Source organism: Salicibibacter cibarius (assembly GCF_016495725.1).
Classification (GTDB): Bacteria; Bacillota; Bacilli; order Bacillales; family Marinococcaceae; genus Salicibibacter; species Salicibibacter cibarius.
Genome location: NZ_CP054705.1, coordinates 3985894 through 4007426, shown reverse-complemented (window position 1 = coordinate 4007426; position 21533 = coordinate 3985894). Strand labels below are relative to the sequence as shown.

Here is a 21533-nt window from a genome sequence, read left to right as displayed (position 1 = left end):
TCCTCCTATACGTCGTAATCTGTATTAGGTGTGTTGAGAAAGACTTCTTCTTTTGCTAATAAGCTCCACCAAGCATTGATCGTAGGGGTTTCAACAAGGTCCAAAAGGCTAATGTCTGCTCCTGCATGACGCCAACCTTCAGCAAGGATCATCATCCGCAGGGAATCCAACCCTTGTATAATTAAACTCTCGTCATCACGAATGTCTGCAGGTGAGCGTTCCATCAATTGGGCAACTTGGCGATGAACAGCGATTTTCGTTTTCGGTAAAAAGGAGAAGTCTTGACGTTGATCTTGCAGCTGTTGTCTGATTCGTTCATTTGTTTCAACGACTGCACACCTTTTATGCGCGTATTGTAAAGCCATGTGATGATCCTCGAGTGAGAAGTCTGCAAGTGCATCTGCGATAAAAAAGGTTTGAAAGTCTTTCATGAATGCTTCAGCCGCTGTTAACATGCAACCAATATGGGCGTATACACCTGTGATGATTAGTTGATCTCTCCCTTGTTTTTTCAGATCCTCAAAAAGAGATGTTTTTTGGAAAGCGCTGTATCGCCATTTCGTGATTCGTATATCCATGTCGTCCGGAGAAAGTGCTTCGATAATTTTTTCAGCCTTAGGATCATTTGGAATGCCATCACCCCAAAAATCTTGCAATAGACCGCGTTCTTCTTTCTTTTGATTTCTCGGCTGGGCAGAATAGATGATAGGGATGCCGAGTGTGGTACAAACTTGTTTTAGTTCTGTTATATTGTCCACGAGCGTCGTATAAGGGTCCGCTTGCTGATCATAGGCGTTTAAAAAGTATTCCTGCATATCATGAATGAGGAGTGCTGCACGTCCCGGATGTACAGACCAGTTAAGCTTTGATGTTGGAATGTCCGATTGATTAGGCATAGAATAAGATTCGATTTTTGGAATTGGCATATTTTCATCTACCTTTCTCGATTTCTTTATAAGTTTGTGTTATAAAATTCTTTAATTGCTTCTCTCAGATCTTTCTTGCTCGTTTTTCCTACACCTGATTGCGGGAATTCGTTTACCCAAATAAATCGATCCGGGATTTTGTAAACAGCCATGCCTCGGTCTCTCAAATAAGTTCGTAACTCTGAATCGTCCATTTCTTCACTCTTAGAAATCATATAGGCACAAGATTTTTCGCCTAAGAAAGCGTCGGGCATCGATACAATCGCTGCATCAAATATTTGCTCATGTGCAATCAGATGGTTTTCAACTTCTTCAGCGGCAATTTTTTCGCCACCTCGATTGATTTGATCTTTCTCGCGCCCCGTGACTGTGATGTAGCCATGTTCATCTACACATACAATGTCTCCGGTCCGGTAAAATCCGTTTTCGGTGAACGCCTTTTTATTATGTTCCTGTGCTTTATAGTAGCCTCGAATCGTATATGGTCCGCGAGTCAAGAGCTCGCCCGGTTGATTTACTCCCACGGGCTCGTCGTTTGCGTTGACGACGAGAATTTCATCGTACTCAGACATTGGCCGTCCTTGGGTATGAATTATGACTTCAGCCGGATCATCCAGACGTGTATAGTTCACGAGCCCTTCTGCCATTCCGAATACTTGTTGTAATGTACAATTGAACGTAGGCGTGACACGTTTTGCGGCTTCAGAACCAAACTTCGCACCACCTACTTGCATCACTTCCAAACTCGAAAAATCGAACGACCGCCGTGGGGCTGCATCTAACCATAGAAGGGCCAAATGAGGCACTAAACCTGTGATGGTGACTCGCTCTTTTTCCATTAACGGAAAGGCTACTTCGGGACTCCCGCTGGGAGAAAGAATGACTTTACCGCCAGCCAGCAAAGTTCCAAGAATACCCGGCGAGCTTAGCGTGAAATTGTGAGCGGCTGGCAGTACGGCCAAATAGATGGACGCAGTTGTCATCTGACAAATTTCATTACTCTTTTTTAAACTGTAAATATAGTCATTGTGCGTTCTTGGTATGAGTTTTGGCAGCCCTGTACTCCCGCCGGAGAGTTGAAGGAATGCGACAGAATCTGCGCTTACGGCAGGCATAGGTTGTGTCTCCATGAATAACGAATGATAATTCGTGAATTCAGCTTCTTCCCCGACGACAATGACGTTTTGTATGGATTCAATGTTTTTGTTAATTGTACGTGCAAGAGGTAAGTAACCGAACCCATCATATTGGTCAGGCACCACATACGCTACAGCTTCACTTTTTTCAGCAATATAGCTAAGTTCACTCCATCGGTGAGCAGGCAGGGTGAATACCGGCAACGCTCCAATGCGAAATAGAGCAAAGATTATTTCAACGAAAGCAATCGAATTTGGCAATTGTATAATGACACGATCTTGTGGCTGAATACCAAGGTATAAAAGACCGGAGGCTAGTTGATGAACGCGCTCATCTAACGCTCGATAACTTAGGGCACTCGTATGGTCTTTAACTGCAATTTTTTCTTGGTAGAGGTTGTTTAATCGACTAAGAATATCACCGAAAGTTTCACCTTCCCAACATCCTTGTTCGATATAGTAGTCAATAAAAGATTGTGGCCAAGTAGGGATTTCTTCTCTCGTCATGATTTATCACTCCATCGTTTTTGAGCCCATAGCCCGTAGCATCGTTTCAAACTTTGCCGATGTCTCTCTCAATTCGTCTTCAGGATGAGAACCTTCTACAATACCGGCACCGGCGAAAAGCTGTATGTTATGAGAACTAACTTCCGCACACCGAATGGAAACAACCCACTCGCCATCTCCTTCATAGTTGTTCCATCCAACCATGCCGGTAAAGAAATTACGGTCAAAGGGTTCGGCTTTTATCTGATCTTTCGCCAAATGCTCGGGTGTTCCACATATTGCAGGAGTTGGATGTAAAGCGAGTGCCAGATCAACAGACGTAAGGTTTTGTTTAGGATCGACTTTTCCAGTGACCTCCGTAGATAAATGCCACATGGTTTCCGTCTGGATAAGTTCAGGCATTTTAGGAATGCTCATATCAACGCACAGTGGTTGCAGTGCCTCAGCTACTGTGTCGATGACGAGTTTATGCTCATGATGGTCTTTACTGGAATGACGCAATTCATCAGCTCTTCTTCGGTCTTCGATCGGATCATTGGAACGGGGTCTAGAACCTGCCAAAGGATTTGCAGTAACTAATCCTTGATAAAGAGAAACGAGTAATTCAGGACTAGCACCGGTGAGTTTTTTTTCATTTCCCAAATCAGTAGAGAATGTATAGCCTTCGGGGTTGTGTTCGGCCAAATTAGTGATTAATTCATCAATCCCGATAACGTCATCTGACTCGATTTGTAACGTCCGGCTGAGAACAACTTTTTTAAGGTCACTCGTATTCATTTTGTGAAGAGCTTCATCGACAAGATTCATGTATTCCTTTCGAGAAGGCGTTTCTGTAAGGCGAGGAGCGTTTTGAAAAGGTGACAACGGTTGTTTCTTCCCTGTTCTTTGAGACTTTGAAGTTATATGAACTTTTTCCGGAATGAATAAGTATGGTGGTTTGTCTGTTTCAAAAGGAAAGGCCCCGACAATATAAGGCGAATGAATTCCGAGTTTTTTGGCTTGCTCAAAGTGATCGGTAACTTGATGTTTTAATGGTGCATGAGCATTGTAGTCATGAATTTCATGGGTGACATTATGAGCTGAAATTGTATAATTGGGGGCTTCTAAATAAAAAGAATAATCACGATATTGATGTTGGGAAGGGTTCGTTTTTAATTCCGTTTTAATCATTCCAATTCCTCCATTTAAATGTTTAACAGCCAAGTGTTGCGCCACCATCTACGCATAATTCTTGCATCGTCATATGTGAAGAACGGTTGGGAGTGAGAAATAATACAGTATCTGTGATTTTGAAGGGTGTTGCTCTATCGCAGATATACGGGAACCGTGGCGCTGTAAAGCATTTGCTGTATCCTTACCTATGCCCCAGTGACGACAGCAATTTTATTTTCTAAGCACACGGCTGATGCGTTCACCTCCGTTTTTTTATAAAAGAGCATAATTGATAATGAAAATCATTATCAATTAAATGTTGAATATAATGATAAACGCTTCCAATTGCTGGGTCAAGATGATGATATAATTTATAATTTTTAGAATATTTATCAGCGGCATATGTACAACTCTATGTTTTGGAGAAGTTTCAGCAATTCATGACGAGGAATAAAACCATTCAAGATTTAAGAAATGGTTAAGAAATGTGTAAGAGAAGAGAAAGATTTGCTGTTTATAATGGCATTATACTGAATCAAAGGAGTTATGGCATGATGGATTATGTACTCAGAACACACAAATTGACAAAACAGTTTAAGCATAATACCCCAGTAAAGGACGTCAATATTAATATTCGTAAAGGAGAAATCTACGGATTTTTGGGGAAAAATGGGGCTGGAAAAACGACGGCTATTCGTATGATTATGGGACTCATACAACCATCGTCGGGAAGTATAGAAATGTTTGGAAAGCACGTGAAAGGGAATGACCAACGTCCGTTTGAAAGAATTGGATCGATTATTGAGACACCCGGTGCTTATCCCAATTTAACGGGAGAAGAAAATTTGGATATTCATCGTCGATATATGGGGGTACAGGAAAAGTCTTCAATTGATGAAGCACTTGAACTGGTTGGATTATTAGAGGTTAAGAAACGAAAAGTCAAAAATTATTCGCTTGGCATGAAGCAAAGACTAGGGCTCGCTCAAGCTTTATTACATCATCCGTCCTTATTAATTTTGGACGAACCAACAAATGGCCTAGATCCCAGAGGAATTAAAGAAATTCGCCAACTCATTTTGGAGTTGGTGGAAACGCACCAGATTACCGTTCTTATTTCCAGTCACATCTTAAGTGAAATAGAGCATTTAGCTACCACCGTCGGTATTATTCATCAAGGAAAACTCCTTAAGGAGCTTACCCTAGATGAAATTAATCAAAAGAATCGCCATTATATCGAATTAGACGTAAACGATGCCCAAAAAGCTTCTATGCTTCTTGAACAGAAATTAAATATTGAACAATACCAGGTCATGGAACAAAACATGATCCGGATCTATGAAAGAACGAATGAATCTGAAACGATTAATCAGGTGCTTATGGAAAATCAGGTAGGAATTAAAAAAATCAATGTTTCTACAGATACCCTGGAGGATTACTTTATTCATTTAACTGAGGGTGGAGCAGAATGACAAACGTTGTTGCTGAGCTACTAAAATTAAAAAGGTCCATCATGCTTCTTCTCATTCCTTTAGCTACGTTAGCGCCTGTTATCTTATCCTTTGGTCCGGCTTATGTAGAGTACCTGGCAACAGGAAATATGATTGATGTAAGCCAACTTTTTCAAGGCAATGTGATCTTTTTGAATTTAATGATTGGATTGCCACTTTTTGCATTAATTACAGGCGAAGTATTTGTGAGAGAATATCAATTAAAAACCATTAATCATCTTTTTACCTCCCCAGGTCGGCGAGGACAGTTTTTATTGAGTAAATTAATGGTGATTTTCATCTACATTGTTTTAACATTTATCTTTTCAATGTGTTTGACGTTAATGATTGCTGAAATTGGTAAACAAGCCAATATCGTTAGTTCATTATCCAATGGTTTGATATCTTCTTATTTACAACTTTATGGTTTATCGATACTGATGCAATTCTCTCTTGTGCCGATAACCGTTGTGGTCAGTATAACGACTAAGACTATTATTGCACCTATAATAGTAGCGATTTTTGGCGTTATTGTTGCCGGTGTGGGCTTGGGATCTCAATGGGCGACTGTTTTTCCTTGGGCGGCGCCTACACGAATTATTTTTGCATTGACGGATTATGGTAATTACGGTGATTTAAATGTTGCTATTGCCATTGCTGTATTAATAATTGTTTTTTCAGTCGCATTATTACTAAGTATGTTCTTATATGAGAAAGCCGATGTCGATGGTGACTAAGCAATAACGTATGAGACTCAAAGTATATGATCAGTTAGGGAGAAATCACATGTTTGAAACGGTATATATTGAATCGCTAAAAATTAAACGGTCAAAACTTATTTTATTAATTCTTGTTTGTACGGCGGTAAATGCCTGTTTAAGTTATGTTATGACGCAAAATGCCAGTACGGACCCTATAACGATGGGGGCGTTGCTTCAAGGTACGATTACAAATTTTAATCTTTTACTTGGCGCCCCATTATTTGCCATTGTGACAGCATTTATTGTGACAAATGACTATCGTCATCATATTGTGGATCAGTTATTTACTTATCCAATTTCTAGGGCTAAAATTTTATGGAGTAAGATGTTCCTTATCTTTTTATTGATTTTATTGGGTGCTATTTCATTGTTTTTATTCACGGTCGGAATTGGTGTAGCCGCGGGGGTTTCATCCCCCAATGAGTTATATAATTACATTTTTCTTTACGTGGTCGCAGCTGGCATGCAAATGGCTTTGGCACCCATTATCATTATGATAAGCATTGCGGGACGAAATATGATCGGAGGTATCGCGGTGGCTGTGATTGCTGGTTTTTCCAGTGGTTTAGTCACTTCGCTCGGATTGGGAGCGTATTATCCTTGGTCAATCCCCACTCTTGTGACCTACGATATTCTTGGTATACTGGATGCGGATATAGCTAAGGCGTTAATTTCTCTTTTCATTGTTTTTGTCGTTCCTTTGGTTCTTAGCTTTATTCTTTATAAAAAAGATGGTTAAAGAGGATGGCTAGCATAATCCTCATACCAGCTGTTTAACTACTTCGATTAAAGGAATGAAGGTAATGTCAGCGAAAATCCTTGTTGTTGAAGATGATTATGAAACCAATCAGTTGTTATGTAAATATTTACGTAAAGAAATGTTTCAAGTATTTCCTGCTTATACAGGAGAAGAGGCTTTTCAAAAGCTCTCTACGTATTCCTTCGAATTAGTCGTATTGGATTTGATGTTGCCGGGCATTGATGGGTTTGAAATCCTGCGAAAAATACGTTCTGAAAAAAATACACCAGTGATTATCCTATCTGCCAAGGATGAAAGCCAAGATAAAGTTGTAGGATTAAATTTAGGATCCGATGATTACATCACTAAACCCTTTAATATGAGTGAGGTGATCGCAAGGGTAAAGGCTCAACTTCGACGCTTTACCCAGTACAATTTATCTGGCAATGACCAAACGGATCATTATCTTACGTATGGGGATATGACGCTTGATCTTAATGCCTACGTAGTCGAAATTGGAGACGACACGACATCTTTAAGAGAAAAAGAATGTCAAATTTTAAAATTGTTGATGTCTAATCCCAAAAAGGTTTTCACAAAGGAATATTTATTTGAGAACATTTGGGGTGAGTCTTATCTCAATACCGATGAGAATAAAATTATGGTGCACATTCGCCGCCTTCGTGAAAAAATAGAGCCAGACCCTTCAAATCCCAAGTACATTCAAACGGTTTGGGGAATCGGTTATAAGCTTGGAGATGAAGACATAACATGATGCTTTGGCTTTTTCTAATGACGTTATTTTGCTTTACGGTCCTAGCTTTCCAGCACTTACGTTTGCTTCGGCAAGTTCGCCGCATTTATTGCGATCTTTTTGAAGTGAATAAGGGAGACTTTAATCAGCGGATCAGACTACAAACACGTTATCGTACCGTGGCGCAGTTGGTGAAGGAATGCAATATATTCATTAATAAATTTCAAGCCAATATGGAACACATGAATTACTTGGATAAATCGAGAAGACAACTGACGGCAAACATGTCACATGATCTTAAAACCCCGTTGACGTCTTTACTTGGTTATGTACAAGCTATACGGGAAGATCCGAGTTTAACGGAGGAAGAACGACAGACGTTTTTAAAAATTACACACCAAAAAGGACAGAAGCTTCAATCGTTATTAAATGATTTCTTTGATTTGGCTAAGCTTGAATCAGAGGATTCTTTATTTGATTTTAAAAAAACAGACGTTGTTCGTGTTATCAAGGAGCTGATTGCAGGGCTTTATCAAGATTTGAAAAAGGCCAATATGGAACCTGTTCTCGAGATACCCGAGACCCCTGTTATGGTATGGGCTGACAGAAAAAGCGTAGAGCGTATCTTGTCCAACCTACTTTCTAATGGAATAGATTATGGTAAACACGGGGGCGTGCTTGGTGTTTCCATAAATAAAGAGGTGAAGTTAACTTGGGTTGAGGTCTGGGATCGTGGTAGAGGCATCAATCAAGAAGATTTACCTTATATCTTTAATCGGTTATACACAGGCGAACATTCACGTAATAAAAATTTTCAAGGAAACGGAATTGGCTTAACGATTTCAAAAAGATTGATTGAAAAACATAATGGATCAATAAACGTAGAAAGTCATCCATTCGAAAGGACATCGTTCTCTTTTTCACTCCCCTCGGCAAAACAATGATGATCAGTTATTTGAATCGATATTTGCCTTTTTAACCGCTTTGCCGAGAAATCCCCTTCAAAATATTTCCAAGGCCATAGAGGAATTAATGTCGAAAGAAAATCATGAATCTTCCCTATCCCCGGATGAAATGGCATGAGTATCATTCATAATATTAGTGAAGACAGTTTACCTCTTAATTTATATGGAAAAGCACTACAAACTTTGTTTCAGCCCACTCGTCAGGAAAGTGCTAAAAGGAATTGAGAGATGAACAATCTGATTTGCAAGAGGGTGCATGATAAAATGGAAAAAATAACATATTTGTGTAACAATAAAGTCATTTTAAATGAACGAGAAAAATCCAGTAAACCACTGATTTAATTGGTCTACTGGATTTTTCTTACGCCAGTTCCATATTAACGACCTTTTCAACACAAGTTTCAGCAATTCATGACGAACGAATGAAACTTGTCAATCGAGCACAGGCATAAAAACCCCCCTCTGCGGGGGTGTCCTTGGGATTGAAAATGGCGGGGGCGGCAAGTCTATCTAAAACCGTATTAATCCATGCCTTTCATACGTTGGCCGATGGCCTTGTCCATTTGCCGCTTGGCATCTTTTTCTTTTAGAGCTTGTCGTTTGTCGTATTTCTTTTTGCCTTTCGCGAGTCCGATTTGTACTTTGGCCAGCCCTTGTTTTAAATAAATCTTGATCGGAATAATCGAATACCCTTGCTGCTGGGTTTTGCCGATGAGTTGTTTGATTTCCCGTTTGTGAAGGAGCAATTTCCGTTCGCGAACCGGGTCGTGATTGTAGCGATTGCCTTGCTCATACGGGCTAATGTGGGCTTGGTGCAAAATAACTTCCCCATGCTCGACGCGTGCGAAGCTTTCTTTAATATTGATTTTTCCGGCGCGTATCGATTTGATCTCGGTACCGCGCAATACAATGCCCGCTTCAAACGTTTCTTCAATAAAAAAATCATGGTGCGCTTTTCTGTTCTGGGCGATTATTTTTCCTTCATGTTTTGCCATAGCCGTGCATCCTTTTTTTCCATAGTCATTCCTTTATGGTAGCAAATTTACCGGGAAGCCGCAATTGTGCTATGATTAGACAATAATACATAAAGGGGAGAAGGATATGGAGGAATTTGCAAATTTGCCGACAACGCCGGTTTCTGATGGGATGGACGGGAAAAATCACATGGATATCGGAATTAAACCGTTATCTGACAATTGGCATATGTATGGACGGGCGTTCACGGTTGATGCGCCCGCGGGTGAAAATATCTCCGTGTTGGAAGGGATGTATAATGCGAAACCGGGAGACGTGCTCGTCGTTGATGGGAAAAGATGGACGGCGAACGCGCTTGCGGGAGATTTTGTCATCGGTTTGGCGAAAACGCTCGGTTTGCACGGCGTTGTGATTGACGGGGTCATCCGTGATGTTGAGGATATCCGTGAATTGGATTTTCCTGTTTTCACGCGAGGAACGACGACGGCAGCGAGCAAGAAAACGAAAGAAGGGAACATTAATGTTCCGGTTACGGTCGGGGGCGTGGAAGTAAACCCCGGGGATATCGTCGTCGGCGATGTCGACGGTGTCGTTATCGTGCCGGCTGATCAGGCGAGCGAAGTGGCCCAAAAAGCAAAAGCCCGTATCGAAAAAGATGAAAAAAGAGAAGCGGATTACGGCGGGAGCAAGGAAAAAGCGAGGGAATACATTGAAAATTTTTTAAGGAACAATAAGAAGTAGCGGTTGCGCCCGTATTATTTTATTTGCCTATATTCCACGTATGCAGGAAAATAGTCCTTGCCTTTCCGGGTCTTTTAGCCTATAATAAAAGTATAGAAAAAGATCGATTAAACTTTAGAAAATGAGGAGGTGCGATGATGTCCGATGAAACAAAAGAGATTTTAAATGCCGTGTTGCATCGATTGGATGCATTGGATGCGAATGTTGAAGGCGTAAAGACAGATGTTGCAAACCTGCATGCTGAAATGGGAAGCGTAAAGACGGATATTGCCAATTTAAATACGGAAGTAGCAGGCGTTAAAACAGACGTAGACAGCGTTAAAACGGAAGTGGCAAGCGTTAAAACGGAAGTGGCAAGCGTTAAAACTGAACTCAGTGAATTTCGTACAGAAACGAACCAACGCTTTGATCATATGGATCGCCAATTGCGATTATTCGATTCGGATACGGATATGCTAAACAAGAAAGTGGCTGAACATGACAGAGACATCCATCGTTTGAAACAGGCACAGGGTATTTAAATTTCATCAGCATCATGACGCCTTCATTAAAAAAGTGCACCCGAGGTTGGGTGTGCTTTTTACGTCTTCACCACAACCGATTGTCTAAACAGGCATATTATCGACGGGAAATACCGCAATATCCACGGGAAGCCATCTCAAAGGTCGTGAAGCAAATAACGAGCATTTTTGTAATTGCCTTCCCGGGGTAGATTTAAATTTACAAGACAATGTCTTGTGACAGATGCGGTAGGCAGATGCAAAAACGCGCGAGCCTCTCGGTTACTAATCATTGGCTTAAAAAGACGTCGGTAATCTCGCAAACTTTCCACGTGAGCCGTAGAATGTTTACGCTTGCAACGGGGGCAGTGCCATCCGGAGCGGCTCGTCCGTTGCACAGGCAGATGATTGCAATAAGGGCAATGCACGCCGGTTAAACATTCAGATGGCTTGATCGCATAGCTTTTAAGCGGTTCGTATTTGGGTTCTTTATGAGCGAATTTCAATTGCTCGCACAATAAATGAAGTTGCGAGTCAGTGAGAATGTGCTCGGAATGGTTTTCTTCAATGGAAAGGACTTTCTCGGGGAGGAATTCGGCGCGAATGATGGAAGGTTGGGGTTTTTCAGAAGAGATGACGGATGAAGGATACGTGAAAGCAACAAGTGGGTGAATCGGCATGTTCGGCCAACATCTTTCATATAGCCATCGCGCGAGCAACTGGTGATGTCTTCTCACTTGGGGGAGCGGGTGTGGATAGCTTAGCGTCTGCCCGTTTAACGTGCGGGTAAACTGTTGAATCCGTTCTTCAAATTGGATGCTGCCGGCGAAATGTTTGTTTTCTACAATGACAATGCATGTTTGCGCCACGAGCAAGGTGTCGATTTGGAACGAACCGAGCCTTAACCCGCGAAATTGCCTGAAGAAGTTTGGGAGTTGTTCGAGGTAATAATCAAGCGAGCATTCACCGCGATACCCGATTTCTCGCTTTCGGAGGTCCTCTCGAATAATCGCTTGTTTCGGATGATTATAAGGGAGGCGACGGTGTAATGCCTTGAGTGCGGGAATTTGTACGGGGACTGTTCTTTCCATAATAATCAAAATCTTATCACTCCTATGATGGCGTACGACCCGCTGAGGCGGGCGTACGCTTTCTGGTGTCCTCTGAAATCCGAGATCTTTATCCTTCTATCAAAACCGACCACCCAAACGGATCTTCCAACTCACCCGTTTGAATGCCGACGAGGGTTTCGTGAAGCCAGCGCGCGGTTTCGCCCATCGCCCCGTCGTTAATGACATAATCGTGCCCTTTGTACTCCAAGCGCCCGACAGGCGAAATGACCGCGGCGGTGCCTGTTCCGAACACTTCTTGCAAACTGCCGCTTTCGTTAGCGGCGATGACTTCTTCGATGGAGATTTTGCGTTCGCGGACAGGCATGCCTTCGCTTTCCAACAGTTCGATGACGCTTTTGCGAGTGATGCCTTCCAGAATACTGCCGTTTAGCGCGGGGGTGTGAATCTCGCCATCGATCTTGAAAAATACATTCATGCTGCCAACTTCTTCAATGTATTTTTTTTCAACGCCATCCAGCCAAAGGACTTGTGCTTTTTGATGGTCGGCAGCGCGGTTCTGTGCTTTGTAGGCCCCGCTGTAATTGCCGGCTGTTTTCGCGTTTCCTGTTCCGCCGGGAGCGGCTCGGGTGTATTCATCTTCGACGAAAATGCTGACAGGGTCGATGCCTCCTTTGTAAAAAGAACCGACCGGCGACAGAATGACCATCAATGTATACGTGCGTGCAGGGCTCACGTCCAACGTTGCTTCCGTGGAGATGATAAAAGGGCGGACATAAAGGGACGTGCCCGCATTCGTCGGGATCCATTCCTTATCGAGTTTCACCAGTTCTTTTAAGTAATCGAGCATCGCTTCTTCATTTACCTTTGGGATGCAAAGCCGGTCACATGATTGATTCAACCGTCTGAAGTTCTCTTCAGGTCGAAAAAGACGGATGTCGCCGTCGTTCGACCGGTATGCTTTCAAGCCTTCGAAAACGGTTTGTCCGTAGTGAAAAACCATGGCTGCCGGGTCCAGCGTCAACGGTTGGTACGGAACAATACGCGGGTCGTGCCAACCTTCATCGCTCGTATAGTCCATCATAAACATGTGATCGCTGAATTGTTTTCCGAATTCAAGCGTTGCGGGGTTTGGTTTTTCTTTTAACGTTGTCGCTTGTGTAACTTCCAATGTTTGTTGAGCCATTGCCTTGATACTCCTTTACATATTGTATAAACGTTCAATTCGTTCTTGCGGCGGAGGATGCGAGGAAAATAATTGTGCCGTTTTCCGTTTGAGCGGATCGGCAAAATAAATCGACGCTGAGGCACCGGAAGCTTCGCTTACCGGCTGGGAGACCCCTGTAATTTTTTCCAACGCGCGCGCTAACGCCCCGGGGTTTCGTGTCAACTCAACGGCGCTGGCATCCGCGAGGTACTCCCGGTTTCGCGAGATGGCCATGCGGATCATCATCGCGACCAACGGAGCGATAATCACGAGTATGAGTGCAAAAATAAGCATAATCGGGTGTTTATTATTATTATTGCCCCCTCTGGAGAAAAACATCATCCGAATGCCGAGGTCGCTGATGATGGCGACAACGGATACGAGGGCGACGGCGATCGTTGACAGGCGAATGTCATAATTGCGAATGTGCGCCACTTCGTGGGCGATCACACCTTCAATTTCTTCATGATTAAGCCGGTCCAACAATCCGGTCGTGACCGCAACCGCCCCTTTTTCGGGTGAAGTGCCGGTGGCAAACGCGTTCGGACTGCTGTCTTTAATGATAAAGAGGCGCGGACGGGGGATGCGGGCGACCATGGCCATGTTGCCGACGGCATCCCATAAACGGCGGTGCTCGCTCCCGTCTTTCACTTCATGGGCATGATTCATGCGCATAACGACATTGGTACTGGACATGAGCATCATTGCCGTATACGCGCCTCCGAGAACGAGCGCCAAAATCATGCCGGTGAAAATTTCACCGGCCATCAAATACGTGATCGCTGCGCCGACGGCAAGCACGAAAACGATGAAGCCGGCGACAATGAACACCGTATGCCGCTTGTTGCGCTCGATTTGTTTGTACATGATCATGAGCGATCGCCCGTGTTAAAATCAACTTTTACATTCTCGCGCTGCTCCTCCGGCGTTTCCAACATTTCTTGTTGAATAAAATTATGCACCCCGGCAATGAGATTCGTCGGAACCGATTGAATCTTAGTGTTGTAGTCTCTAACCGTACTGTTATACAGTTGGCGTGAGTAAGCGATTTTATTTTCCGTTGATGTAAGTTCTTCTTGGAGCTGTTGGAAGTTTTGGTTTGCCTTCAGATCCGGATATGCTTCGCGCAAGGCGAAAAGTCGGTTCATCATGCCTTCTAGTTGGTTATTGGCTGCCATTTGTTCGTTGCGGCTGTTATTCGGGTTGTTCATTTGATTTCGTGCTTCGATCACTTGTGTCAGTGTCTCTTGTTCATGTTGGGCATATCCTTTTACCGTCTCCACCAAATTGGGGATCAGATCATACCGGCGCTTTAGTTGCACATCGATTTGTGCCCAAGCCTCTTCGACCCAATTCCGTAATTTGACGAGCCGGTTGTATGACGTAAACCAGGTGATTGCCAGTATGGCTATTCCGCCAATGATGACGATAAGCAAGATTAAAATTGCAATTCCAATTCCCGTTCCCATGATGTTGGCTCCTTCCTGCTTTTTTTTCCATTATAAATGAATTTGCATGATTCTACACCCATAAGCTGTTCACGTTATGAAATTTCTTAGTGAAATGAGCTGATGGCGCTGTTTACCGCGCAAAGGATCAGAGCAAGTCGAAAATAAATTTTCTCCAAGTTCCAAAACAATTATGGGCATCGCGGTGTTCAACGGTATCATTTGCTCGATATTAGTTTAGCCCTCGCGGTTGGGGTTTGAGGACACTTTGTGTTGCTTGCACTTTAAGAATGTTTAACTTTGTTAAAGGATTAAAGGATAAGTAAAACTAAGGCTTCCACTATAAGGGTTTGGCGGAAGCCAAGCTTTTCCAAAGGATTCTAAAATCTTGGCAGCTATAAAACGTTCATGAAGCTCAGATCGGAGAGCGCGTTTCGGTTTGGGCCGGCATGAAACGTTCATGAAGCCCGAAACCGGCGAAAGCGTCTCGTTTCGGTCGTCATGAAGCGCCCATGAAGCCCGAAACCGACGAAAGCGTCTCGTTTCGGTTGTCATGAAACGCCTATGATGCCTGAAAAGAGAGACTACGCCTCCGTGAGGTCGTCATGAAGCATTATAAAGTCTGGAATCATGTCTATCCCTTCCCCCTGTTGCCCCTGCAACTGGCTTAGGCCCTCTTTATTGTTAAAAAGATTTCACTTCGAATATTGATCCGGCCATAACGCGATGGTAAATCAGTTGTTTTAGGTGTGCTCGGGATTGTACTGCCTTTGTTGCCAACAACGCCGTTTCTGTTGTTAGCAGCGGCTTGCTACGTTAGAAGTTCGAATAAATCACGAATAAACATTTTGACCCTTATATAAAAAATTACCGTGAAGGGGTTTTATGGGTCTCTTTGGCGTTCACGATCGTTTGATTAGCGTTCAATGGCTTATGTTTTTATCAACACTTTAAGAACGTTTCACTTTGTTAAAGGATTAAAGGATAAGAAGAACCAAGGCTTCCGCTATAAGGACTTGGCGGAAACCTTAGTTTTTCTTATGCCATGCCCCAACTGAGTCCTCAGAATCTGATTTTGAGGACGCTTAGCGTTGCTCAGTACCCATATTAATCCTCAAGGTTGGGGGTTGCGAACGCATAAGATTTGTTGATCTGCGAATAGAAGCGATGCTCGTTCGAAAAACGGCATAGCATAAAAAACTCAACATAAAACCTACTTGACACATAAGAATTATCAAAGTAATATAATATATACTTACATAGAGATGGATGTTCATCCTTTCGTGCAGTAATTTTATCAGGAGGTGGTGGCGTTGGCCCTTCAGGTGACGGACAGTCCGTTTAACGAGGAGCAGACGGACCTTCTTAATCGTTTAATTCCGACACTGAGTGAAACACAAAAAATATGGCTAAGCGGCTATCTCGCTTCTCCGGCTCCGCAAACAGCAACGGCTTTTGCGGAAACAGCTGCGGTTGCCATGGAACACCCGCCGGAAACGGCAACCTTGACACAAACGGAAAGCCAACCGAAAACACAGGAGGTAACCATTCTTTATGGTTCGGAAACCGGCAATTGCCAAGAAGTGGCGGAGGATCTTTACGGTAAGTTAGAAAGCCAGCCGTGCAATGTTACCCTAGCCTCCATGTTGAATGTTAAACCAAAAAATTTAAAAAATGCCGATCATATTCTTGTCGTTGTCGCTACTCATGGCGAAGGGGATCCTCCCGAACCCGGCTTATCATTTTATGAAACAATGAACAGCAGAAAAGCGCCGAAATTAGACGGGGTACACTTTTCCGTCCTTTCATTGGGCGATCTTTCTTACGAATATTTTTGCCAAGCAGGCAAGGATATTGATCAACGACTCGAAGAGTTGGGCGGTGAACGTCTCTATCCGCGGGTCGATTGTGACGTTGACTTTGATGAAGATGCGGAAGGGTGGATCGATGGCGTTCTTGCCGAATTGAGCAAATACGCGGAGGGGCCGGCAAACAACGATGGATCAGCGATGGATGCGCCGCTTGCACAACCAACCCCTGCTAAGGAGGCGTACTCAAGAAAAAATCCGTTCCGTGCGGAAATTCTGGAAAATATTAATATTAGCGGCCGAGGGTCAAATAAAGAAAACCGTCACTTGGAGTTGTCGCTGGAAGACTCGAACTTGGAATTCGAACCGGGGGATAGTTTAGGCATCTTTCCCGAAAACGATGCTACGTTGGTTGAACAGCTGATCGAGTGCATGAACTGGGAACCCGAAGCCTTGGTGACCGTGAACAAACAAGGGGAGAAAGCGGCTTTGCGTGAGGCGTTGACCTCCCATTTTGAAATCACGGTATTGACGAAGCCGTTAATGCAGCAAGCCGCGGAGTTATCCTCTCGTGAGGAATTGAAAGACCTATTGGCAGATGGGAACGAAGATAAACTTAGGGATTATATGACCGGACGGGATTTGCTGGACTTGGCGCAAGATTTCGGGCCGTGGGAAATCGACGCCGAGGCGTTTATCAAGATTCTTCGCAAAATCCCGGCGCGTCTGTATTCAATTGCGAACAGTTATCATGCCAATCCTGATGAAGTGCACTTAACGATCGGTACAGTCCGGTATGAAACGCATGGGCGCGCTCGAACCGGCGTATGTTCCGGACAATGTGCCGAGCGGACAGAGCCGGGAGAAGAGTTGCCTGTCTATGTTCATCGCAACCCGAATTTTAAATTGCCGGAAGATCCCCAAACGCCAATTATCATGATCGGACCCGGCACAGGGGTTGCTCCATTTCGTTCCTTTTTGGAAGAACGGGAAGAAATCGAAGCAGAAGGAAAAACATGGTTGTTTTTCGGCGAGCAACATTTTTCCTCGGACTTTCTTTACCAAGTTGATTGGCAGCAATGGTTGAAGGATGGCGTGCTGACGAAAATGGATGTGGCTTTTTCCCGGGACGGCGAGGAAAAAGTGTATGTTCAGCATCGCATGCGCGAAAACGCCCGCGAATTCTATCAATGGCTGCAAGAAGGAGCCGTGTTGTACGTCTGCGGGGATGAGAAACAGATGGCCAGTGACGTCCATGACACGCTGTCGGCTATTCTTCAACAAGAAGGCGGTTTGAGTGAGGAAGAAGCCACTGCTTATATTGAAGATATGAAACTGCAAAACCGGTATCAACGGGATGTTTATTAACAAGAAGGGAGCGGTAAAAAGTGACGAAAGAAAAAACAGGATTGCACGGTCCTCCCAGTGACGTCGAACGTATCAAACGGGACAGCAACCATTTGCGCGGAACGCTGGTCGAAAGTTTGCAAGAGCCGATTAGTGCCGGAATGAACGATGATGATAAGCGCTTGCTTAAATTCCACGGGAGCTATTTGCAGGATGACCGTGACTTTCGCAATGAACGACGCCGCCAAAAGTTGGAGCCTGCCTACCAATTTATGGTGCGTGTGCGTGCGCCCGGCGGTGTCGCCACGCCCGAGCAATGGCTCGCCATGGATGAAGTTGCGAATAAATACGCCAACGGTTCGTTGAAGCTGACGACGCGCCAAGCGTTTCAATTGCATGGCATAATGAAATGGAATATGAAAAAAAACATACAAGAAATTAACGATTCCCTGTTGGATACTTTAGCCGCGTGCGGGGACGTGAACCGGAATGTGATGTGCAATCCAAACCCATATCAATCCGAAATTCATTCCGACGTTTATGAATGGTCGAAACGGTTGAGCGATGACCTTTCTCCGCAAACGAATGCTTATCATGAAATTTGGCTCGATAAAGAAAAAGTCGTGGACAGTAAAGAAACCGAGGAACCCTTATACGGAGACGTCTACTTGCCGAGGAAATTTAAAATCGGCATCGCGGTTCCGCCTTCCAACGATGTGGATATTTTTTCCCAAGATCTCGGATTCATCGCGATCGTGGAGAACGGAGAACTGCAAGGGTTTAATGTCGCGGTCGGCGGCGGCATGGGGATGACGCACGGGGATACGGAAACGTACCCGCAGTTGGCCCGCGTGATTGGGTTTTGCAAACCGGAACAACTATTTGACGTCGCCTGGCAAGTGATCGCGATTCAACGGGACAATGGCAACCGTTCGGTGCGAACGAACGCTCGCTTCAAATACACGGTTGACGCCAATGGGCTCGATTGGATCAAACAAGAGTTGAACGAGCGATTGGGATGGGCGCTTGAAGAAGCGCGTGCCTATCATTTTGATCATAATGGCGACCGCTATGGTTGGGTAAAAGGAATAAAAGGCCGCTGGAACCTGACACTATTTATCCAAAACGGCCGTATCAAGGATTTCGAAGATTATCCTCTGATGACCGGTTTACGGGAAATCGCGAAAATCCATACCGGTGATTTCCGCCTCACCCCCAATCAAAATCTCGTCATCAGTAATGTGACCGGCCAGAAAAAAACGCAAATTGCAGCGTTGATCGAGAAGTACGGGTTGGAAGATGGGGAACGGCAATCCGCCCTGCGGCGCAATTCCATGGCTTGCGTTGCCTTCCCGACCTGTGAGTTGGCAATGGCCGAATCGGAACGATACCTGCCGTCTTTGTTGGAAAAAATCGAAGAAATGTTGGAGGAATCGGGGTTAAGGGATGAGGAAATCATCATTCGCATGACGGGATGCCCCAATGGGTGCGCCCGCCCGGCCCTTGGAGAGATCGGCTTTATCGGCAAGGCTCCCGGAAAGTATAACTTATATTTGGGCGCAGGTTTTGCCGGAGACCGGCTGAATAAACTTTACCGGGAAAATATCGGTGAAGCGCAAATTCTGGAAGAATTACGCCCAATCATTTCCGCGTATGCGAAAGAGCGGAACGATGGCGAACATTTCGGGGATTATGTCGTGCGCGCCGGCTATGTAAACGAAGTACATTCGGGACTCGACTTTCACGATTAAATCCATTAAGATAGCCTCGGGTCAATAGAACTCGGGGCTTTTTTGCGTGGGACGTCGTCAGGATGATATCAGCGGAAATGAAGGTTTTATCAGCCAAAACCAAGCGGATATCAGCCGAATAAAGAGATTTATCAGCCAAATCATGCAAAATATCAGCCAAAACACAAAAAAGTCGAAGACGGGGAAGTAGAATTGGAAATTTCTCTTGATGATTTGTAGCTTATGCATCATCCCGATTGTTTTAGTATAATGAGGGGAGATGCTTAAAAAGGTGAGGATAACCATGGACTTGGCAACATGTCAGACGCAACGAGAACGACTGGAAATATTGGAAAAAATAACGCCTGCATTCAAAGAAAGAGCTGCCGAGCACGATCGCGCGGGAACATTCCCTCATGAAAATTTCAAAACGCTGAGGGAAGCAAATTACCCGGGACTTACTGTACCTAAAAAATACGGCGGTCAGGGCATCAGTCTGTCGGAGATGCTGGAGTTGCAAGAAACGATCGCCCACGCCGATGGCTCCACCGCGTTATCCATCGGTTGGCATATGGGTCTCGCGATGCAACTAGGGGAAAACGAAACATGGGATGAAAAAACATACGCGGCCGTCGCCCGCGATATCGTGGAAAACGGCGCTCTGCTCAATGGGGCCGCCAGTGAACCGGCGACGGGGAGCCCAACGCGTGGCGGACGTCCGGAAACAACAGCAACAAAAACGGAGAACGGCTGGACGATCAGCGGGCGCAAAACCTTTACCACGCTCGCGCCTACGCTGGATTATTTTATCGTCAGCGCTGGCATTGAAGGCAGGGACGAAGTGGGGAACTTCCTCGTCCATCGCAGCTTGCCGGGGGTATCCGTTGATCATACGTGGGACGCTCTCGGCATGCGCGCGACCGGGAGCGATGATCTCGTGCTTGAGAACGTGCCGCTCAAGGAAGAGGATTACGTGCAGGCGATGACACCGCAAAAAGAAGCAGCCGGGTGGCTCTTGCACATCCCGGCTTGCTACTTCGGCATCGCGGAGGCGGCCCTTGATTACAGCGCCAACTACGCCAATCATTATTCTCCGAACAGCATCGAAGGGACGATTGCCGACCTTCCAAACATTAAGCAGAAAATCGGCGAAGCGGAACTGATGCGGCAGCGAAGCCGCCATTTCCTCTATTCGGTCGCCAACAAATGGGACCGAAGCGACCAGGAAGCCCGCCAGCAGATGAAAACGGAATTGGGCGCGGTGAAACACGCGGTCGTTAACGACGCGGTTGATATCGTGGACCTTGCCATGCGCGTTGCCGGAGCGAAAAGTTTGCAACCGGACACGCCGCTCGGCCGGTATTACCGCGATGTGCGTGCCGGTCTGCATAACCCACCGATGGATGACATGACGATCATGCAACTGGCGGGCGATGTGTTTGGGCGAAACGAATAAAACCGAGAAGCGGTGTATCACTTTCGAGAGTGGTACGCCGCTTTATTTTTCTAATCGAATTTTAATGTTGATTTCAGAGAAGATTCATCGGGGAGGTGTACAGTGAATGTATACCAAATAAAAGGAGGAAATATGACATGAAAAAATTTATGATTGCCACCGGCTGTGTCGCTGCTATCTCTCTGTCGGCCTTCGGATTTTCCCAATTTAATGCTAGCGCAGGGGATGATGGGCAAGCACCGAAAGACAGTGGTGAAACGTCGGTCCAAGAGGAAGAAACAACCGTGCAGACAGATGGCGAAAATGACTGGTTCGAAACTCTTCCATTTAAGGAGTTTGAGTTGGACGTAGAGTATGGTGATCGGGAATATGAAGCAGATTACGAATATGAAGGCGGCGATCCGGAAGCGGAAATTGAGGATGAGCGCGGGGATGAAGAAACGAAAATCAGCGGTGACGAGGCGTTGAACGAGCTTTCCGACATCCTGCCAAACGCGGGCATTAACGAAAACTCAAATGAGGAGGAAGTGAAGCAAGCTGCGCTTGAAGCGTTTGACTTAGATTCGGATTACAATGAACTGGAAATTGAAATCGAATTTTTGAACGGCGAGGAATTGGAGATTGAAGAAGGGTAACAGCGACGAAAAACCAAGCCTGCGGGCTTGGTTTTTTTAAAATTAACGACCTAACGCGTATGGCAGCATTGAGTTAGGTCGTCAAAAAGCGATGATGACGACCTAATGCAGATGGACTTTACTAGTTAGGTCGCCAAAAGGCATTATGACGACCTAATATGGCTGACAGCAAAGAGTTAGGTCGCC

19 protein-coding genes and 2 pseudogenes are annotated in these 21533 nt (G+C 44.7%); 12 read left to right on the top strand and 9 right to left on the bottom strand.

Annotation, left to right across the window (positions count from 1 at the left end; genetic code table 11):
• Positions 1 to 5: 5 nt before the first annotated feature.
• The 4 genes and pseudogenes from HUG15_RS20235 to HUG15_RS23200 form a co-directional block, all read right to left on the bottom strand.
• Entirely contained in the window at positions 6 to 926 is a 921-nt protein-coding gene (locus tag HUG15_RS20235) for an isochorismatase family protein (RefSeq protein WP_200125240.1), read from the bottom strand.
• 26 nt (positions 927 to 952) lie between these two features.
• Positions 953 to 2569: a (2,3-dihydroxybenzoyl)adenylate synthase gene (locus tag HUG15_RS20230; protein ID WP_200125238.1), complete on the bottom strand. Its 1617-nt coding sequence runs from the start codon at positions 2567 to 2569 to the stop codon at positions 953 to 955.
• A 6-nt stretch (positions 2570 to 2575) separates the two neighbouring features.
• On the bottom strand, positions 2576 to 3739 hold the full coding sequence (locus HUG15_RS20225; RefSeq protein ID WP_200125236.1) for an isochorismate synthase: 1164 nt from the start codon (positions 3737 to 3739) through the stop codon (positions 2576 to 2578).
• Between the two features lie 22 nt (positions 3740 to 3761).
• Positions 3762 to 3872, bottom strand: a pseudogene (locus HUG15_RS23200) (2,3-dihydro-2,3-dihydroxybenzoate dehydrogenase); the annotation flags it as partial.
• A gap of 403 nt (positions 3873 to 4275) precedes the next feature.
• Between HUG15_RS23200 and HUG15_RS20220 the strand changes: the two are divergent.
• The 5 genes from HUG15_RS20220 (at position 4276) to HUG15_RS20200 (ending at position 8409) form a co-directional block, all read left to right on the top strand.
• Positions 4276 to 5193 (top strand): ABC transporter ATP-binding protein, encoded by a 918-nt coding sequence (locus HUG15_RS20220; RefSeq protein WP_200125234.1) that lies wholly within the window; start codon positions 4276 to 4278, stop codon positions 5191 to 5193.
• Complete coding sequence (locus tag HUG15_RS20215; RefSeq protein WP_200125232.1) at positions 5190 to 5948, top strand: ABC transporter permease; 759 nt, start codon at positions 5190 to 5192, stop codon at positions 5946 to 5948. The genes HUG15_RS20220 and HUG15_RS20215 overlap by 4 nt, the downstream gene beginning before the upstream one ends.
• 49 nt (positions 5949 to 5997) lie before the next feature.
• Positions 5998 to 6711, top strand: coding sequence for an ABC transporter permease (locus HUG15_RS20210; RefSeq protein ID WP_200125230.1), 714 nt, complete (start codon positions 5998 to 6000; stop codon positions 6709 to 6711).
• Positions 6712 to 6775: 64 nt separating this feature from the next.
• Positions 6776 to 7486: a response regulator transcription factor gene (locus HUG15_RS20205; RefSeq protein WP_200125228.1), complete on the top strand. Its 711-nt coding sequence runs from the start codon at positions 6776 to 6778 to the stop codon at positions 7484 to 7486.
• Positions 7486 to 8409 (top strand): sensor histidine kinase, encoded by a 924-nt coding sequence (locus HUG15_RS20200; RefSeq protein WP_211202289.1) that lies wholly within the window; start codon positions 7486 to 7488, stop codon positions 8407 to 8409. Before HUG15_RS20205 ends, HUG15_RS20200 begins: the two co-directional genes overlap by 1 nt.
• A 542-nt stretch (positions 8410 to 8951) precedes the next feature.
• Here the strand turns inward: HUG15_RS20200 and smpB are convergent.
• A complete protein-coding gene (gene smpB / locus HUG15_RS20195; RefSeq protein WP_200125224.1) occupies positions 8952 to 9425 on the bottom strand; it encodes an SsrA-binding protein SmpB in 474 nt (157 codons plus the stop codon).
• Between the two features lie 106 nt (positions 9426 to 9531).
• Between smpB and HUG15_RS20190 the strand changes: the two genes are divergently transcribed.
• Both HUG15_RS20190 and HUG15_RS20185 read left to right on the top strand, forming a co-directional pair.
• Complete coding sequence (locus HUG15_RS20190; protein WP_200125222.1) at positions 9532 to 10146, top strand: RraA family protein; 615 nt, start codon at positions 9532 to 9534, stop codon at positions 10144 to 10146.
• Between the two features lie 137 nt (positions 10147 to 10283).
• Positions 10284 to 10667 carry a hypothetical protein gene (locus HUG15_RS20185; protein ID WP_200125220.1) on the top strand — a complete coding sequence of 128 codons (384 nt, stop codon included), beginning with the start codon at positions 10284 to 10286 and terminating at the stop codon, positions 10665 to 10667.
• A 137-nt stretch (positions 10668 to 10804) separates the two neighbouring features.
• Here HUG15_RS20185 and HUG15_RS20180 read toward each other — a convergent pair whose 3' ends face one another.
• From HUG15_RS20180 to HUG15_RS20165, 4 genes are all read right to left on the bottom strand, one after another.
• Positions 10805 to 11737, bottom strand: coding sequence for a nuclease-related domain-containing protein (locus tag HUG15_RS20180; RefSeq protein WP_246516700.1), 933 nt, complete (start codon positions 11735 to 11737; stop codon positions 10805 to 10807).
• Between the two features lie 88 nt (positions 11738 to 11825).
• On the bottom strand, positions 11826 to 12902 hold the full coding sequence (locus HUG15_RS20175) for a branched-chain amino acid aminotransferase (RefSeq protein ID WP_200125216.1): 1077 nt from the start codon (positions 12900 to 12902) through the stop codon (positions 11826 to 11828).
• 15 nt (positions 12903 to 12917) lie between these two features.
• Entirely contained in the window at positions 12918 to 13793 is an 876-nt protein-coding gene (gene htpX, locus HUG15_RS20170; RefSeq protein ID WP_246516698.1) for a zinc metalloprotease HtpX, read from the bottom strand.
• Positions 13793 to 14392 carry a LemA family protein gene (locus HUG15_RS20165; protein WP_200125212.1) on the bottom strand — a complete coding sequence of 200 codons (600 nt, stop codon included), beginning with the start codon at positions 14390 to 14392 and terminating at the stop codon, positions 13793 to 13795. Before HUG15_RS20165 ends, htpX begins: the two co-directional genes overlap by 1 nt.
• Before the next feature lie 728 nt (positions 14393 to 15120).
• Between HUG15_RS20165 and HUG15_RS23760 the strand changes: the two are divergent.
• From HUG15_RS23760 to HUG15_RS20140, 5 genes and pseudogenes are all read left to right on the top strand, one after another.
• Positions 15121 to 15204: pseudogene (locus HUG15_RS23760) on the top strand (DUF454 family protein); the annotation flags it as partial.
• Positions 15205 to 15684: 480 nt separating this feature from the next.
• Positions 15685 to 17547, top strand: a complete 1863-nt coding sequence (locus HUG15_RS20155) for an assimilatory sulfite reductase (NADPH) flavoprotein subunit (RefSeq protein WP_200125210.1) — start codon at positions 15685 to 15687, stop codon at positions 17545 to 17547.
• 20 nt (positions 17548 to 17567) lie between these two features.
• Positions 17568 to 19277, top strand: a complete 1710-nt coding sequence (cysI, locus tag HUG15_RS20150; RefSeq protein WP_200125208.1) for an assimilatory sulfite reductase (NADPH) hemoprotein subunit — start codon at positions 17568 to 17570, stop codon at positions 19275 to 19277.
• Between the two features lie 283 nt (positions 19278 to 19560).
• Positions 19561 to 20712, top strand: a complete 1152-nt coding sequence (locus HUG15_RS20145; RefSeq protein WP_200125206.1) for an acyl-CoA dehydrogenase family protein — start codon at positions 19561 to 19563, stop codon at positions 20710 to 20712.
• A gap of 137 nt (positions 20713 to 20849) precedes the next feature.
• Positions 20850 to 21347, top strand: a complete 498-nt coding sequence (locus tag HUG15_RS20140) for a YusW family protein (protein WP_200125204.1) — start codon at positions 20850 to 20852, stop codon at positions 21345 to 21347.
• Positions 21348 to 21533 lie beyond the last annotated feature (186 nt).